This window comes from Mycobacterium paraseoulense (assembly GCF_010731655.1).
Taxonomy (GTDB): domain Bacteria; phylum Actinomycetota; class Actinomycetes; order Mycobacteriales; family Mycobacteriaceae; genus Mycobacterium; species Mycobacterium paraseoulense.
On sequence record NZ_AP022619.1, the window covers coordinates 6,003,849 to 6,019,891 of the forward strand.

17 protein-coding genes are annotated in these 16,043 nt (G+C 69.6%); 9 read left to right on the forward strand and 8 right to left on the reverse strand.

The genetic code is table 11. The features are described 5' to 3' along the window. Positions 1 to 4: 4 nt before the first annotated feature. The gene (gene cei / locus G6N51_RS28275; RefSeq protein ID WP_083173747.1) at positions 5 to 655 is read right to left on the reverse strand and encodes an envelope integrity protein Cei; all 651 of its coding nucleotides are present in this window, start codon (positions 653 to 655) and stop codon (positions 5 to 7) included. A 191-nt stretch (positions 656 to 846) separates the two neighbouring features. Here cei and G6N51_RS28280 point away from each other — a divergent pair, with 191 nt between their 5' ends. Beyond that, on the forward strand, positions 847 to 1,149 hold the full coding sequence (locus tag G6N51_RS28280) for a DUF4193 domain-containing protein (protein ID WP_007171590.1): 303 nt from the start codon (positions 847 to 849) through the stop codon (positions 1,147 to 1,149). A 13-nt stretch (positions 1,150 to 1,162) separates the two neighbouring features. Here the strand turns inward: G6N51_RS28280 and G6N51_RS28285 are convergent, their stop codons facing one another. Next, the gene (locus G6N51_RS28285; RefSeq protein WP_083173748.1) at positions 1,163 to 1,648 is read right to left on the reverse strand and encodes a DUF3093 domain-containing protein; all 486 of its coding nucleotides are present in this window, start codon (positions 1,646 to 1,648) and stop codon (positions 1,163 to 1,165) included. 25 nt (positions 1,649 to 1,673) lie between these two features. On the opposite strand from G6N51_RS28285, the gene dut reads away from it, so the two are divergent. Both dut and G6N51_RS28295 read left to right on the forward strand, forming a co-directional pair. Beyond that, positions 1,674 to 2,138, forward strand: coding sequence for a dUTP diphosphatase (gene dut / locus G6N51_RS28290; protein ID WP_067927364.1), 465 nt, complete (start codon positions 1,674 to 1,676; stop codon positions 2,136 to 2,138). Next, positions 2,138 to 2,878, forward strand: coding sequence for a DUF3710 domain-containing protein (locus tag G6N51_RS28295; RefSeq protein WP_174814351.1), 741 nt, complete (start codon positions 2,138 to 2,140; stop codon positions 2,876 to 2,878). Before dut ends, G6N51_RS28295 begins: the two co-directional genes overlap by 1 nt. Here G6N51_RS28295 and G6N51_RS28300 read toward each other — a convergent pair. Next, on the reverse strand, positions 2,875 to 3,576 hold the full coding sequence (locus G6N51_RS28300) for a hypothetical protein (RefSeq protein WP_083173750.1): 702 nt from the start codon (positions 3,574 to 3,576) through the stop codon (positions 2,875 to 2,877). The two genes, G6N51_RS28295 and G6N51_RS28300, sit on opposite strands and share 4 nt — an antisense overlap. Positions 3,577 to 3,690: 114 nt before the next feature. On the opposite strand from G6N51_RS28300, the gene G6N51_RS28305 reads away from it, so the two are divergent. Further along, positions 3,691 to 4,059, forward strand: a complete 369-nt coding sequence (locus G6N51_RS28305) for an OB-fold nucleic acid binding domain-containing protein (protein ID WP_083173751.1) — start codon at positions 3,691 to 3,693, stop codon at positions 4,057 to 4,059. Between the two features lie 14 nt (positions 4,060 to 4,073). Continuing rightward, positions 4,074 to 4,778 (forward strand): DUF3159 domain-containing protein, encoded by a 705-nt coding sequence (locus G6N51_RS28310; protein WP_232078600.1) that lies wholly within the window; start codon positions 4,074 to 4,076, stop codon positions 4,776 to 4,778. On the opposite strand, the gene G6N51_RS28315 is transcribed toward G6N51_RS28310, so the two are convergent. Further along, positions 4,775 to 5,452, reverse strand: a complete 678-nt coding sequence (locus G6N51_RS28315; RefSeq protein ID WP_083173753.1) for a potassium channel family protein — start codon at positions 5,450 to 5,452, stop codon at positions 4,775 to 4,777. The genes G6N51_RS28310 and G6N51_RS28315 overlap by 4 nt on opposite strands. A gap of 12 nt (positions 5,453 to 5,464) precedes the next feature. Beyond that, positions 5,465 to 6,130 (reverse strand): potassium channel family protein, encoded by a 666-nt coding sequence (locus G6N51_RS28320; RefSeq protein ID WP_163750852.1) that lies wholly within the window; start codon positions 6,128 to 6,130, stop codon positions 5,465 to 5,467. 134 nt (positions 6,131 to 6,264) lie between these two features. Between G6N51_RS28320 and G6N51_RS28325 the strand changes: the two genes are divergently transcribed. The 4 genes from G6N51_RS28325 (at position 6,265) to dxs (ending at position 13,082) form a co-directional block, all read left to right on the forward strand. Beyond that, positions 6,265 to 8,259 (forward strand): APC family permease, encoded by a 1,995-nt coding sequence (locus tag G6N51_RS28325; protein WP_083173754.1) that lies wholly within the window; start codon positions 6,265 to 6,267, stop codon positions 8,257 to 8,259. A 35-nt stretch (positions 8,260 to 8,294) separates the two neighbouring features. Next, the gene (locus G6N51_RS28330) at positions 8,295 to 9,482 is read left to right on the forward strand and encodes a class I SAM-dependent RNA methyltransferase (protein ID WP_083173772.1); all 1,188 of its coding nucleotides are present in this window, start codon (positions 8,295 to 8,297) and stop codon (positions 9,480 to 9,482) included. Between the two features lie 168 nt (positions 9,483 to 9,650). Beyond that, positions 9,651 to 11,114: a cation:proton antiporter domain-containing protein gene (locus tag G6N51_RS28335; protein ID WP_083173773.1), complete on the forward strand. Its 1,464-nt coding sequence runs from the start codon at positions 9,651 to 9,653 to the stop codon at positions 11,112 to 11,114. A gap of 54 nt (positions 11,115 to 11,168) precedes the next feature. Further along, positions 11,169 to 13,082 carry a 1-deoxy-D-xylulose-5-phosphate synthase gene (gene dxs / locus G6N51_RS28340; RefSeq protein ID WP_083173755.1) on the forward strand — a complete coding sequence of 638 codons (1,914 nt, stop codon included), beginning with the start codon at positions 11,169 to 11,171 and terminating at the stop codon, positions 13,080 to 13,082. Here dxs and G6N51_RS28345 read toward each other — a convergent pair. The 3 genes from G6N51_RS28345 to G6N51_RS28355 form a co-directional block, all read right to left on the reverse strand. Beyond that, positions 13,079 to 14,386 (reverse strand): HRDC domain-containing protein, encoded by a 1,308-nt coding sequence (locus G6N51_RS28345; protein ID WP_083173756.1) that lies wholly within the window; start codon positions 14,384 to 14,386, stop codon positions 13,079 to 13,081. The two genes, dxs and G6N51_RS28345, sit on opposite strands and share 4 nt — an antisense overlap. A gap of 1 nt (position 14,387) precedes the next feature. Next, positions 14,388 to 15,023 (reverse strand): DUF3000 domain-containing protein, encoded by a 636-nt coding sequence (locus G6N51_RS28350; RefSeq protein WP_083173757.1) that lies wholly within the window; start codon positions 15,021 to 15,023, stop codon positions 14,388 to 14,390. Between the two features lie 176 nt (positions 15,024 to 15,199). Continuing rightward, complete coding sequence (locus tag G6N51_RS28355; RefSeq protein WP_083173758.1) at positions 15,200 to 16,033, reverse strand: enoyl-CoA hydratase/isomerase family protein; 834 nt, start codon at positions 16,031 to 16,033, stop codon at positions 15,200 to 15,202. Positions 16,034 to 16,043: the final 10 nt, after the last annotated feature.

Below are 16,043 nucleotides of genomic sequence, written 5' to 3' on the forward strand. Positions count from 1 at the left end.
CGCGTCAGCAGCTGGCCGAGTGAATCTTGGTCAGCAGCGCGGGGTCCGCGGGCTCGGTGGCGCCCGGGCGCAGCGTGGCCAGCACGGCATCGATGTCGTCGTTGTGGGCCAGGGCCGTGAAGTCGGTGCCCAGCGCGAGGTCGACGGAGGCGTCGGCGCGGTTGTCGTTGAACAGCTCCATGCACGGCGCCACCAGCCAGACCGCGGCCGCCGTGGCCTGGCCGGCCGTGCCGAAACGAATCTGACCCTGGCAGGTGAGCCGGGCGCCGGCATAAAGGGGATCGTTGGCGGCGGTCGGCTGGGCGAACCCGAGGTCTTTCATCGCGCCGGCGACGTCGCCGGCTTGTCCGCCGCGACCGCTGGCGTTGAGCACGCGAACCTTGGTGTCGGCGAGCTTGGCGGGCGGGACGTCCATCATCGCGCTGCGCGACACCTGTTCGCCGAGCTGAGCCGGTGCCGATCCGGCCGCTTGCGGCGGCGGGTTGCAGACCGCGACCTCGTGCACCTTCGCCGGCCGGGTCAGCGCGATGGTCCACACCACGGCGGTCGCCACGATGAGGAAAATCACCACGACGATGGCGGGCCTGGGATTGCGGCGCCGGAAGGGCCGACCGTGCTTGTCGAAGGCGGTACCCTCGGTGATTTGCGCGACCACACGTGCACTCTAGTCGCACGCTAAACGCACTGTTCAAAGGCGAACGCAAGGCCCAGAATGATGGTGTGACGTAAATCACACATTAACGGGCCGCGATCCGGGCACGAATCATTTGGTGGATGCGTTCGACGCTGGTACAAAGCGATGCTTGAGATTACGAGGGCATGAGGCAATAGGGCAGGGGAATAGGTATGCCTACCGACTATGACGCTCCACGGCGCACCGAGACCGACGATGTCTCGGAGGACTCGCTGGAGGAGCTCAAAGCGCGACGCAACGAGGCGGCTTCGGCCGTTGTCGACGTCGACGAATCTGAAACCGCTGAATCTTTTGAGTTGCCTGGCGCCGACCTGTCCGGGGAAGAACTGTCGGTTCGCGTCATTCCGAAGCAGGCCGACGAGTTCACCTGCTCCAGTTGCTTTCTGGTGCAACACCGCAGCCGGCTGGCCAGCGAGAAGAACGGCCTGATGATCTGTACCGACTGCGCGGCTTGACCGTATTCCGGGGTCAGCTGCGCAGCGCCGACAGCACCCGCTCCGGATGGCGGCAACTGACCAGCCAGTACGGCGTCGGATCGTCCGGGTCGTCGAGCACGACCAGGATCATCGGCCCCACCCATGCCCGATGCAGCACAAAAGCCGCGGGGTCGAGCTGGCGGCCCAGGGCCGCGGACTTGGCAGACCGGGCCACCTCGGCGGACCGGGAGATGACGGTGACCGGCAGGTGCGCCTCGCCGGCCCACAGCTCCACCCCGCCGGGGACGTTCGGATCGGCGATAACGCGGATCTCGACGCGGCCCAGCCACAACAGCGCGCCGGCCGCCACCGCGAAAAGCGTCGCGTATGGCAGCCAGGAAGGCCCGGGTGCGACACCCATGTTGACTTCGAAGGCGATGAGCCCCGCCAGGCCGAGGCCCAGCGGCCACCACCACCATGGCACCCACAGTCGTTCGCGATATCGCACGCTGTGCGGCGCGACGCGCGTACCGGACACGCAGTCAAGGGTAATCTGTGGCCCCGTGTCGACCAGTCTGGCCATCGTCCGCCTCGATCCCGAGCTTCCACTGCCCACGCGTGCCCACCAGGGCGACGCGGGGGTGGATCTCTACAGCGCGGAAGACCTCAAGCTGGAGCCCGGACGGCGCGCCCTGGTGCGCACGGGCGTGGCCGTCGCGATTCCGTTCGGGATGGTCGGCCTGGTTCACCCGCGTTCGGGATTGGCGTCGCGCGTGGGGCTTTCGATCGTCAACAGTCCGGGCACCATCGACGCGGGTTATCGCGGCGAGATCAAGGTCGCGCTGATCAATCTCGACCCGGCCGAGCCCATCGTGGTGCATCGTGGCGACCGCATCGCCCAGCTGCTCGTGCAGCGGGTCGAGCTGGTCGAGCTGGTCGAGGTGTCCTCGTTCGACGAGGCGGGCCTGGCCGAAACATCCCGTGGCGACGGTGGCCACGGTTCCTCCGGCGGACATGCGAGTTTGTGATGGCTATTGGCAGACGTAAAGGTGACAGCGAACAGGCCGCGGACGACGTCGTCGTGAGCCAGCCCGGTGACGAGGCGCCCGATGAGATCGAAGAGCTCGAGGGGCCGTTCGACATCGACGATTTCGACGACCCGTCGGTCGCGGAGCTGGCCCGCCTGGACCTGGGCTCGGTGCTCATTCCCATGCCGGAGGCGGGGCAACTCCAGGTCGAGCTGACCGAGACGGGGGTCCCGAGCGCGGTGTGGGTGGTCACCCCCAACGGCCGGTTCACCATCGCCGCCTACGCGGCGCCGAAGACGGGCGGCCTGTGGCGAGAAGTCGCCGGCGAGCTCGCCGATTCGCTGCGCAAGGACTCGGCCAAGGTCAGTATCAAGGACGGCCCGTGGGGCCGTGAAGTGGTTGGCTCGGCCTCCGGTGCGGTGCGCTTCATCGGGGTCGACGGGTACCGCTGGATGATCCGCTGCGTCATCAACGGCCCCCACGAGACGATGGAAGCCCTCGAGCAGGAGGCGCGGGCCGCGTTGGCGGACACCGTCGTTCGCCGCGGCGACACACCGCTTCCGGTGCGCACGCCGTTGACCGTGCAGCTGCCCGAGCCGATGGCGCAGCAATTGCGGGAAGCCGCGGCCGCCCAGCAGGCGCAGCAAGCCGAGGCTCAGCAGGGACCCGGCGAGCCGGCGGCGCGCCGCAGCGTCGAGGGCTCGGCCATGCAGCAGCTGCGCACCACCACCGGCGGCTAGCCGACCTCGGCGAGCGCGGCCAGGCACGCCGCGCCCAGCGCGGCGGGGTCCGAGCCGATCTGGTCGAGTGTCACCGTCCGCAGCGCCGCCCGCGGCGCGGCCTCGACCCATTCGACGGCGACCTGCACGGGATGGACGGGGTCGTCCACGGCGGCCGCCACGCCCAGCGGGGCGGCCAGCCGGGCCAGCTCCGCGTGGTTCGGCGCCACGAAGGCGGCGGCCTCGTCCATGGCGTCGGGCAACTGTGGCCACTGGGCGCGCCACGACCGGGCCAGCTCGTCGGCCAGCCACGGCGGGCTGGACGCCCGCATCTGGCCCGTCGTCGCCGTAAGCCCGTCAGCGCGCAGCTGAGCCGCCGTGTGCCGCGCGGCGAGGGCGGCGGGCGCCGCTTCCGGCGCCCCGGCCCAGGCCGGCAGCGCGGCCAGGACGGCGACCGCCTTGTCCGGGTGGAGCAGCGCCCAGGCGACCGCCACCGCCGCCCCGATCGACACGCCGCCGACGGCGATCGGGCCCGTGCGCGCGGCGGAATCCAACGCCGACAGGTACCCGTCGATCAACCGGTCCGGGCGGGGCGGCGCTGCCACCAGCACGGCGCCGGCCTCGCGCAACGGATTCGAAAACGCCCGGCGAACGTAGTCGTCGTCGGACCCGGTACCGGGCAACAACACGGTCGTGACACCCCGCAAATCGACAGGCACTCCCCGATAGTGACACCACGTTTGAGTCGGTTGGCGCGCGGGAACCAACAGGTCTACGGTGTCCGTTGGCATAAGTGGAAGCGCCGAGGCTTATCAGCATTGTCAGGAGTGGCCATGGGGGCCCAAGGATATCTTCGCCGGCTCAGCCGCCGTTTGACGGAGGCGCCGGAGCAACGCGACTCCGAAGAGTTGTCCGACGAGGCAGCGCTTACCGGCGCACAACGCGCAGTCGATTGCGAGCGTGGCCAAGAGGTCACCATGATCGGCACCCTGCGCAGCGTGGAATGTAACGGCAAGGCGTGTGCGGGCGGTGTCCGCGCCGAGCTGTTCGACGGCAGCGACACCGTCACTCTGGTCTGGCTGGGCCAGCGCCGGATACCCGGCATCGACTCGGGCCGCAAACTGCGGGTGCGGGGCCGGCTGGGCGAGCTGGAGAACGGCAGCAAGGCCATCTACAACCCGCACTACGAAATTCAGCGGTGACGCGACCCGGCGACTTGGGGTCGGCTCCGGGACCCCATGAGTCGGGCTCGCCCGACCGCACGAACACCACCCGCGTCACGCCGGAACGCCTGCTGGCACAGGTGGGTGGGGTCAGCGGCGTCATCTATTCGTCGCTGCCCGTTGTGATCTTCGTCATTGCCTCTTCGGTGTCGGGCTTGTTCGTCGCGATCGCGTCCGCGCTGGCCGTCGCCGCACTCGTCCTGCTGTGGCGGCTGATTCGGCGGGAATCGCCGCAGCCGGCGTTCTCCGGGTTCTTCGGCGTCGCCATCTGTGCGCTCGTCGCCTACATCGTCGGGGAGTCCAAGGGCTACTTCCTGATGGGCATTTGGATGTCGCTGCTGTGGGCGGTGGTTGTCGCGGTGTCGGTGGTCATCCGGCGGCCTCTGGTCGGCTACGTGTGGGGCTGGGCCAGCGGGCGCGGTCGCGGCTGGCGCGACGTACCCCGGGCCGTCTACGCGTTCGACATCGCCTCGATCTGCTGGGTGCTGGTCTTCGCCGCCCGGTTCGTCGTCCAGGGGCTGCTCTACGACGCCAACCGGACCGGTTGGCTGGCGGTGGCGCGGATCGCGATGGGGTGGCCGCTGACCGTGGCGGCAGCGCTGGCGACCTACGCGGCCATCAAGTCGGTGCAACGCGCCGTGCCGGCGGCCGGCGACCCCGGCGTCCAGCTCGAGGCCGGTCCGGTCCGCGACAACTAGTCGTCCAGCGCCGGGCCGTCCGGCAGCAGCAGCTTGCGCAAGTCCTCTTCGGCCTCGGCGGCGGCGACGAAGAGCAGCTCGTCGCCGCCTTCCAGCGGCTCGTCCGCCTCGGGCACGATCACCCGGGGGCCGCGCAGGATGGTGACCAGCGCGGCGTCGCGGGGCAGTTGCAGCCGGCGCACCGGCTTGCCGCCCCACGGGGTGTCGTCGGGCAGGGTGATCTCGACGAGGTTGGCCTGCCCCCGGCGGAACTCCATGAGCCGCACCAGATCACCGACTGCGACGGCCTCCTCGATCAGCGAGGCCAGCATGCGCGGCGTGGACACCGCCACGTCTACGCCCCAGGCGTCGGTGAACAACCATTCGTTGCGGGGGTCGTTCACCCGGGCCACCACCCGGGGCACCGCGAATTCGGTCTTGGCCAGCAGGCTGAGCACGACGTTGGCCTTGTCGTCGCCGGTTGCGGCCACCACCACGTCGAACTCCTGCAGGTGCACCGATTCCAGCAGGCTCAGCTCGCAGGCGTCACCGAGCCGCCAATGCGCGGCCGGGATGGCGTCGACGTCGACGTGGTCGGGGTTGCGCTCGATGAGCGTGACCTCGTGGCCGTTGCCGACGAGCTCGCGACTGACGGAACGGCCGACCGCGCCGGCCCCGGCGACAGCTACCTTCATGTTCGCCGCTCCTTAAGAGTCTTCACTGGGTGGCATCGCCGCGATGGCCACGGCTTCGGCGGCGCGGCCCGAGATCGCGGCCACGTAGACCTGATCGCCGGCCTGGATGACCGATTTCGGTTCCGGCAGGACGCCGGCGCCGAACCGGATCAGGAACGCGACGCGCGCGCCGGTGGCCTGCTCGAGATCGGTGACCCGGTGCCCGATCCACTCCTCGTGCAGGACGACCTCGGCGACGGCCACCGTGCCGGTCGGGTCCCGCCATTTGGCGGTCTCGGTGTCCCGCAGCAGCGCGTTGAGCAGGCGGTCGGTGGTCCAGGGCACGGTGGCGATCGTGGGGATGCCGAGGCGTTCGTAGACCTCGGCGCGCTTGGCGTCGTAAATCCGGGCGACGACGCGCTTGACGCCGAACGTCTCCCGCGCCAGTCGCGCCGAGATGATGTTCGAGTTATCCCCGGATGACACGGCGGCAAACGCGTCCGCCTCCTCGATGCCGGCCCTTAGCAACACGTCGCGGTCGAACCCCTGGCCCAGCACCCGCTCGCCGGCGTACTCGGGGCTGAGCCGGTTGAAGGCGGTGCTGTCGCGGTCGATGACGGCGACGTCGTGGCCGATCCGCGACAGCCCGTCGGCCACCGAGGAACCGACGCGGCCGCAGCCCATCACCACTACTCGCACTGCGGTTCCTCTCGGCTGTGTCCTGTGTCCTGCGTCCCAATCGGCAACCCACGTCGGCCAGCCGATTTCGCGTCGGCAAACATTCTCACCTACGAAGCTACCGCCAAACCCTTGTGGGCTTACTCTTGGCTCTCGTGTCCAAACTTTCAACCGCAGCGCGCCGGTTGCTGATCGGCCGGCCATTTCGCAGCGACCGGCTGAGCCATACCCTGCTGCCCAAACGGATCGCCCTGCCGGTGTTCGCCTCCGATGCGCTGTCCTCGGTGGCGTACGCGCCCGAGGAAATCTTCCTGATGCTCTCCGTGGCAGGGGTGGCCGCCTACTCGCTGGCGCCGTGGATCGGTCTTGCCGTCGCGGCGGTCATGCTCGTCGTGGTGGCCAGCTACCGGCAGAACGTGCACGCCTACCCGTCTGGCGGGGGCGACTACGAGGTGGTCACCACCAATCTCGGCGACACCGCCGGCCTGGTGGTAGCCAGCGCTCTGCTCGTGGATTATGTACTCACCGTGGCCGTTTCGACCGCGTCGGCGATGTCGAACATCGGCTCCGCGATCCCGATCGTGGCCGAGCACAAGGTGTTCTTCTGCGTGGCGGCCATCCTGCTGGTGATGGCGATGAACCTGCGCGGCGTCCGCGAGTCCGGGGTGGCTTTCGCCATTCCGACCTACGCGTTCATCATCGGCTTGACCGTCATGATCGGTTGGGGACTTTTCCGGGTCTTCGTGCTCGCCGATCCGCTGCGGGCCGAATCCGCCGGTTTCCAGATGCATGCCGAAAACGGGAAGGTCATCGGTTTCGCTTTGGCATTCCTGGTGGCGCGGTCGTTCTCCTCGGGATGCGCGGCGCTGACCGGTGTGGAGGCGATCAGCAACGGGGTGCCGGCGTTTCAGAAGCCGAAGTCGCGCAACGCCGCCACCACACTGCTGATGCTGGGCGCGATCGCGGTGAGCCTGTTTATGGGAATGATCCTGCTTGCCAAGAAGACCGGTGTCCAAGTCGTCGACGACCCGGTCAGGCAGCTGGCGGGGACACCGCCGCACTACTACCAGAAGACTCTGGTCGCGCAGCTCGCCCAGGTGGTGTTCGGGAGCTTCCACATCGGCTTCCTGCTGATCGCGACCGTGACCGCCCTCATCCTGGTGCTGGCGGCCAACACCGCGTTCAACGGGTTCCCGGTGCTCGGCTCAATCCTGGCGCAGCACAGCTACCTTCCGCGCCAGCTGCACACCCGCGGGGACCGGTTGGCGTTCTCCAATGGGATCCTGTTCCTGTCCGGGGCGGCTCTGCTGGCGATCATCGCGTTCCGTGCCGAGCTCAGCGCGCTGATCCAGCTCTACATCGTCGGCGTGTTCATCTCGTTCACGCTGAGCCAGATCGGCATGGTCCGGCACTGGACACGGTTGCTGCGCACCGAGACCGATCCGCAGATACGGCGCAAGATGATGCGCTCGCGGGTGGTTAACACCATCGGATTGCTTGCCACCGGAGCGGTTTTGCTAGTCGTCCTGGTCACCAAGTTCGTCGCCGGCGCATGGATCGCGTTGTTCGCCATGGGTTTGCTGTTCGGCATCATGAAGATGATCCACCGGCACTACGGCACGGTCAGCCGGGAACTGGAGGAGCAGGCCGCCGCCCAGCACGACGTGGTGTTGCCCAGCCGCAATCACGCCCTGGTGCTGGTGTCCAAGCTGCATCTGCCGACGCTGCGCGCCCTGGCGTACGCCCGCGCGACCCGTCCGGATACGCTCGAGGCGCTCACCGTCAGCGTCGACGAGGGCGAGACCCGCGAGTTGGTGCACCAGTGGGAAGAGAGCGACATCAGCGTGCCGCTCAAGGTCATCGCCTCGCCCTACCGGGAAATCACCCGTCCCATACTCGAATACGTCAAGCGGGTGAGCAAAGAGTCGCCGCGCACCGTGGTCACCGTGTTCATTCCCGAGTACGTGGTGGGGCATTGGTGGGAGCAGGCGCTGCACAACCAGAGCGCGCTGCGGCTCAAGGGCCGGCTGTTGTTCATGCCGAATGTGATGGTGACTTCTGTTCCGTGGCAACTGAGTTCGTCGGAACGACTCCAAGCGCTGCAGCCGCATGCCGCCCCGGGTGACGCTCGTCGGGGAATCTTCGATTGACCCGCGAACCACCACGCCGCGCGCCCAACGCGACGCTGCCCCCATGCGACGAGCTGACGTTGGTCACCGGCGCCCCGGCCAACGGCGGTAGCTGCGTGGCGCACCACGAGGGGCGCGTGGTGTTCGTCCGCTACGCGCTGCCGGGTGAGCGGGTGCGGGTCCGGGTGACCGCCGACCGCGGATCTTATTGGCACGCAGAGGTTGTCGAGGTGCTGGAGCCGTCGGCCGACCGCATCGAGTCGCTGTGCTCCATCGCCGGGGTGGACGGGGCCGGGTGCTGTGACTTGGCGTTCGCCGCCCCGGAGGCGGCCCGCGCGCTCAAGGCGCAGGTGGTGGCCAACCAGCTGGAGCGGCTGGGCGGGTACCGCTGGAAGGGTGCGGCCGAACCGCTGGCGGACTGCGGGCCGACGGGCTGGCGCACCCGCGTCCGGCTCGACGTCGGGGCGGACGGCCGGCCCGGCTTTCACCGGTATCACAGCGACGAGCTGATGACCGACCTGCGCTGCGCGCAGTTGCCGGCCGGCATGCTCGACGGGCTCGCCGACTCCAAGTGGCCGCCGACCGCGCAGGTGCATGTGGTCGTGGACGATGACGGTGCGCGCCACATGGTGCGCACGCTGCGACAGGGCCGACGGACGGCGACCAAGGTGATGGAGGGCCGCTACGAGGCGGTGCAGCGGGTGGACGGGCGCAGCTGGCAGATCCCCGTGACGGCCTTCTGGCAGGCGCACCGCGGCGCGGCCACGCTGTACAGCCGGCTGGTCGCCGACTGGGCGCAGGTCGGCGCGGGCATGACCGCCTGGGACCTCTACGGCGGCGCGGGCGTTTTCGCCGCCGCCCTGGGCGCCGCGGTCGGGGAGTCCGGGCGGGTGTTGACCGTCGACACCTCGCGCGCGGCCACGCGGGCCGCCCGCGTCGCGCTCGATGACCTGCCACAGGTGCAGGTCGTCACCGACTCGGTGCGGCGGGCGCTCGGCGCGCAACGGGCGAGCGCCGACGTGGCGGTCCTGGACCCGCCGCGGGCCGGCGCCGGACGCGAAGTCATCGATCTACTGGCCGGCGCCGGCGTCGGCCGGATAGTCCACATCGGTTGCGAGGCAGCGTCTTTCGCTCGCGACGTCGGACTCTACCTCGGCCATGGCTATGCCGTCGAGAAGATCAAGGTGTTCGACGCCTTCCCGCTCACCCACCACAGCGAATGCGTCGCGCTGCTGACGCGCTAGGCGGCGCAGCCGCACCGCCTCTGCGGGTGCGGTGCCCCGAGACCGGCTAGACTCCGTCGCGGTGTGCCGGGAAGTCTGGTCGGCGATGTCCTCGATGTGCTTGTCGACCAACCGAAAGGCACGAGTGCCCACCGCCAAAGCGCCGTCCCGTCTCCGGGTGCCGCGATCGTGAACGACGGTCTTCGGTTCGCGCTCATCATCTTGTTCTCCAGTGGCGTCGGTCTGGTGGCGGTGCTGGCGAACCGCCTGACCGAGCGGTTCAAAATCCCAGTGCCCCTGCTCGTGCTCGTCGGAACGGCAGCGGTGGCGCACTCCGTGCCCGCGGTGCAGCCACCGTCCGAGCGGATCGTGGAACAGGTCATCACCATCGCGCTGGTGCTGGTGCTGTTCGACGGCGGAATGCACATCGGGCCTGCTCGTTTCCGCGCGGCGGTGGTCCCCATCCTGTCGGTCGGTGTCGTGGGCACCGCGCTCACCGCCGCCGGCGCCGCGTTGATGCTGCACTACGTATGCGGCGTCACCTGGTTCCCCGCTGTGCTCGTCGCAACCGCCATAGCCCCCACCGACCCGGCCGTGGTGTTCTCCGTCCTGGGCAAACGCGAGATCAGGGGTCGCAGCAGCACCATCCTGGAGGGCGAGTCCGGTGCCAACGATCCGGTCGGCATCGCGTTGATGACCAGCCTGATCGCCGCCGGTGGTCTCAGCGCAGCCGGATTCGCCAGCGTCGGAACTCAATTCGTTCTCCAGATGGCGATCGGCCTGGCCGTCGGGGTGATCGGCGGGCGCGCCCTGCTCGTCTTCATGCGCCGCGTGGCGCTGCCGAGCGAAGGCCTCTACCCGCTGCGAACGCTGGCATCGAGCCTGATGCTGTACGGCATCGCCACGCTTGCACACGGATCGGGATTCCTGGCGGTGTTCGTCGCCGGCATCGTGATCGGCGACGCTCGCGCGCCCTACAAGCCGGAGATCAAGCGCTTCCACGCCGCCCTGGCCGGCCTGGCCGAAATCGTCGCGTTTGTCGTGCTGGGTCTGACCGTCGACCTCGGCGTGCTCACCCATCCCGACGTGTGGATTCCCGGGCTCGCTCTCGGAGTGGCCCTGACGGCGCTGATTCGTCCGCTGGCGGTCGGTGCCTGCCTGGTCGGCGTGCAACTCGAGCGAAACGAACGCGTCTTCATACTGTTCGCCGGCCTCAAGGGCGCGGTCCCCATCCTGCTCGGCGAGTTGCTGCGCGCCGCGCACGTCCCCAACGCCGAGCGCCTCTACGGCATTGTCGTCGTCGTCGTGATCTTCTCGGTTCTGGTGCAGGGCAGCTCGGTCCCGGGCGTGGCAAAACTGTTGGAGCTGCCCATACGCATGGTGCAAACGCGGCCGTGGGAGATAGGTGTCCGGCTCGCAGACGAACCGGAGGGGGTCCGTCGCTTCAGCGTTGCCCCCGGCTCTGCCGCCGAGGGATGCACGGTGGAGGGGCTCAGTGACCGTGTCGGCGACATCTGGGTGAGCATCGTGGTCCGCACCACCGGCCTGGTGCCGGTGCGGGGTGACACCGAACTTCAGGCCGGCGACGAGGTCGTCGTGCTGGCGGATCCCGAACTGCACGACACCCTGGCCGAGCTTTTCGGGCCCGCGTAGGCCGGCGACCTCCGGCTCCCTGCTGTTGCGGCGGTCGCTGCGTAGACTATCGGGATGCTGGAACAGATCCGCGGGCCCGCTGATCTGCAACACCTGTCGGGACAGCAGCTGCGCGAACTCGCCGCCGAGATTCGGGAGTTCCTGATCCACAAGGTCGCTGCCACCGGTGGACACCTCGGGCCCAACCTCGGGGTGGTCGAACTGACCCTGGCGCTGCATCGGGTGTTCGACTCGCCGCACGACCCGATCATCTTCGACACCGGTCATCAGGCGTACGTCCACAAGATGCTGACCGGGCGCGCGCAGGATTTCGAGAGCCTGCGTAAGAAGGGCGGGCTGTCGGGCTATCCGTCGCGGGCGGAGAGCGAACACGACTGGGTGGAGTCCAGCCACGCCAGCGCGGCGCTGTCCTACGCCGACGGCCTGGCCAAGGCGTTCGAGCTGACCGGTCACCGCAACCGGCACGTGGTCGCCGTGGTCGGCGACGGCGCGCTCACCGGCGGCATGTGCTGGGAGGCGCTGAACAACATCGCGGCGTCGCGCCGCCCGGTGATCATCGTGGTCAACGACAACGGCCGCAGCTACGCGCCCACCATCGGCGGCGTCGCCGACCATCTGGCCACCCTGCGGCTGCAACCGGCCTACGAGCAGGCCCTGGAAAAGGGCCGCGAAGCGGTCCGCTCGCTGCCCCTGGTCGGCCAGATCGCGTACCGCTTCATGCACAGCGTCAAGGCCGGCATCAAGGACTCCCTGTCGCCGCAGCTGCTGTTCACCGATCTCGGGCTCAAGTACGTCGGCCCGGTCGACGGCCACGACGAACGCGCGGTGGAGATGGCGCTGCGGCACGCGCGCGGTTTCGGCCGGCCGGTGATCGTGCACGTCGTCACCCGCAAGGGCATGGGTTTCGGCCCGGCGGAGGACGACGAGGCCGAGCAGATGCATTCGTGCGGCGTCATCGACCCGGTCACCGGGCAGGCCACCAAGGTGGCCGGCCCCGGTTGGACCGCCACGTTCTCCGATGCGCTCATCGGCTATGCCAGGAAACGCCGCGACATCGTGGCCATCACCGCGGCGATGCCCGGCCCGACCGGGCTGAGCGCGTTCGGCCAGCAGTTCCCGGATCGCTTGTTCGACGTCGGCATCGCCGAGCAGCACGCCCTGACGTCGGCGGCGGGCCTGGCGATGGGCGGCATGCATCCGGTGGTGGCCATCTACTCGACCTTCCTCAACCGGGCCTTCGACCAGATCATGATGGACGTGGCACTGCACAAGCTGCCCGTCACCATGGTGCTCGACCGGGCCGGCGTGACCGGTTCGGACGGCGCGAGTCACAACGGCATGTGGGACATGTCGATGCTGGGTATTGTGCCCGGCATGCGGGTGGCCGCGCCCCGCGACGCCACCCGGTTGCGCGAGGAACTCGGTGAGGCGCTGGACGTCAACGACGGTCCGACCGCGTTGCGGTTCCCCAAAGGTGATGTCGGCGAAGACATTCCGGCCCTCGAGCGGCGCTCGGGTGTTGACGTGCTCGCTGTGCCGGCCGCCGGGCTGAACCATGACGTGCTGCTGGTGGGTGTCGGCGCATTCGTCCCGATGGCGCTGGAGGTCGCCAAGCGGCTGCACAACCAGGGGATCGGTGTGACGGTGATCGACCCGCGTTGGGTGCTACCGGTGTCCGAGGGGGTCATCGAGCTCGCCGCGCAGCACAAACTGGTCGTCACGTGCGAGGACAACGGCGTCAGCGGCGGCGTCGGGTCGGCGGTGTCCGCGGCCCTGCGCGCCGCGGAGATCGACGTGCCCTGTCGCGACGTGGGCCTGCCGCAGCGGTTCTACGAACACGCTTCGCGGGGTGAGCTGCTGGCCGACCTGGGGCTGACGGATCAGGACGTGGCCCGCCGCGTCACCGGCTGGGTCGCGGCGCTGGGCAGCGCCGTCACCGAAGCGGAGATCCGCGAGCACCTCGACTAGTCGGCGCCGCCGTCGTCGGGCGGCTGCAATGCGCGGGCCAGCGGGGGATCCACCAATTCCCGCTGCCACGGCCGCGCCTGCCCGGCTCGCAGGAACTCTTCGACCGCCTCGAGGGGGTCGGGCGCGGGCTGCCAATCCCAGCACAGCCGCCGCACCAGGTCGGGTGAGACCAGGTTCTCGGTGGGGACGTTGACCTGCTCCGACACCTGTGACAGCGCCGCGCGCGCCGCCTCCAGCCGCGCGGCGGCCTCCGGTTTGCGCCGGCTCCACCGCGCCGGCGGCGGCGGTCCGTTCGGCTGTTCGGCGTCCGCAGGCTGATTCTTGGTCTGCCGTGCCGCTTCGAGTGCCGCCAGCCACGTGGCGGCGCTGCGACGTTGGTTGCGCCCCCCGAACACCGGCAGCGCGGTGAGGTCCTCGATGGTCTTCGGGTCGGCGATGGCGGCCTCGATGATGGCCGAGTCCGGCAGGATGCGTCGCGGCGCGATGTCGCGGCGCTGGGCGATGCGGTCGCGCGTCAGCCATAGCTCGCGAACCGCGGCCAGGGCGCGCCGGTCGCGCACCCGATGAATCCCCGACGTGCGCCGCCACCGATCCGGTCGCGCCGCCGCGCTGGGATCCCGGGAACCCGCACCCAGCAGATAGTCGAATTCCTCTGCCGCCCAACCGCTTTTGCCCTGCTGGCCGAGGATGCCGGCGATCGCCCCGCGCAGCTCGATCAGCAGTTCCACGTCCAGGGCCGCGTAATTGAGCCATTCCTCGGGCAGGGGGCGTTTGGACCAATCCGCCGCCCCGTGGCCCTTGGCCAATCCGGCACCCAACAGCCGCTCCACCATGGTCGCCAGGTTCACCCGCTCGAACCCGGCCAGCCGACCGGCCAGTTCGGTGTCGTAGAGCGCCGGTGGCCGCAAGCCGACCTCCGCCAGGCAGGGCAGGTCCTGGTCGGCGGAATGCAGGATCCATTCGTCCCCGCTCAGCACCTCGGCGACGGGTCGAAGCGCCTCCAGCGGATCGGCGCCGTGGCTGACCGGGTCGATGAGCACGGTGCCGGCGCCGGCCCGCCGGATCTGAATCAGGTAGGCGCGGTTGGAGTACCGGAAACCAGAGGCCCGCTCGGCGTCCACCGCGAACGGTCCGCTGCCACGGTCCAGGAGCTCCGCCGCCGCCTCGATCTGGCGGACGGTCACCGACAGGTCCGGAATCCCTTCGGCGGGACGCACCAGCGGGGTGGGTTGGGGCTCGGCGCTGTCGGGCTCGGTGCTGCCGGGCCCGGTGCTGCCGGGCCCGTCGGCCTCCGGTTCGCACATGTCAGGCGCGGGACCTCGAGCTCAGGTCGGTGACGCCCGTCGGCGGCAGGCCCGCCGCATGTTCCAGCACCTCGCAGAAGGCCTCGACATGGACCCCGACCTGCGGCGTGGTCGCCGTCCACGACGCCCGCAGCTCCAGCTGGTGGGCGCGCGGCGGACCGGAGATGTCGCCGTAGCGCACCGACGTGGTGGCGGTGACGGTGCCGCCCAGGGCGGTGACCTGCTCCATCCGGGATTCCAGCGCGTCGACCAGCCAGCTCCACGCCACCTCCGGCAGCAGGGGGTCGACGGCCTCGCTGGGGTCCAGATCGGCCTGGATGTAGGCGACCAGGCGGATGGTGCCGTCCCAGGCGTCGGCGCCTTCCGGGTCGTACAGCAGGATCAGGCGGCCGAAGGCGTCGCCCTCGGATCGCTCGGGGACGATCTCGCAGTCGGGATGTTTGACCTCGGCCCCCAGCGCGTAGCTGAAGGGCGCCAGGCGTTGCGGCGGGCGGATGGGGCCCAGCTCGATTTCCTGCCGCACGGTGACGCCGTTCATCGCCGCGACCGCCTCGCGGAAGGGCTCCGGTTCAGCTGAGGTCACTTGGCGCCGCTCCTGTTCATCCCGGCCACTTTGCGGCGGCGCGGCGTACGTCATGAGGGCCGCTCCTCGGCGTCGTAGCCGTCCCCGGCAAGCGGGGCGTGCCCCCACTGCATCGTCGCGGTGCGGGTCACAGGGTCCGACGGTAGACCCATCGGCCGACACGCGGAATCAGGCGCGCCGACCGCTATCAAGCCGTTACCAGACCTCATGGGACAGCGTATCGCGCCTGCTCAGGGGGCGGATCCGCCGGTGAACCGGGCCGGGCGCTTCTCGCGATGCGCGGCGAGGCCTTCCTGCACGTCGGGGCCGCTGAAGCTGAGGAATTCCAGGCCGAGCGAGGTCTCGAAGGTGGGCGCGAACATGCGGTACCAGGAGTTGAGGCTGTGCTTGGTCCAGCGGATGGCGTTCTGCGCCCCGCGCGCCAGGTCCTCGGCGATCCGCGTCGCGGTGGACAGCACGTCGTCGTCGTCGACGCAGGTCGACACCAGCCCGATGCGCTCGGCTTCCTCGCCCAGCAGCGTCTCGCAGGTGAGCAGGTAGTACTTGGCCTTGGCCATGCCGACCAGCAGCGGCCAGCAGATGGCGGCGTGGTCGCCCGCGGCCACGCCCAGCTTGGTGTGCCCGTCGATGAGTTTCGCGGTGCGCCCCGCCACGGAGATGTCGGCGAGCAGGGCCACCACCAGCCCGGCCCCGACGGCGGGGCCCCGGATCGCCGAGACGACGGGCTTGTCGAAGTTCACCAGGTTGAGCACCAGGTCGCGGGCCTCCCGCATGATGCGCATCCGGTCCTCGTAGTCGCCGATGGTCTCGGCGATCAGGTCGAAGCTGCCGCCGGAGGAGAACGCCTTGCCCTCACCGCGGACCAGCACCACGCGCACGTCGGGGTCGCGGGCGATCGCCGGCCAGATGTCGGCGAGGTCGCGGTGCATCTGCGGCCCGACCGAGTTGAGGCCGGGGGCGTCGAGAACCAGCGTCAGGATGCCTTCGAGGCCGGTTTTGTCGCCCACTTCGCAGCGCAGGCTGGGGAACTGGTCGTAGCTGACCGGTGGGTGGCTGACTGGCACGGTCGTCGAT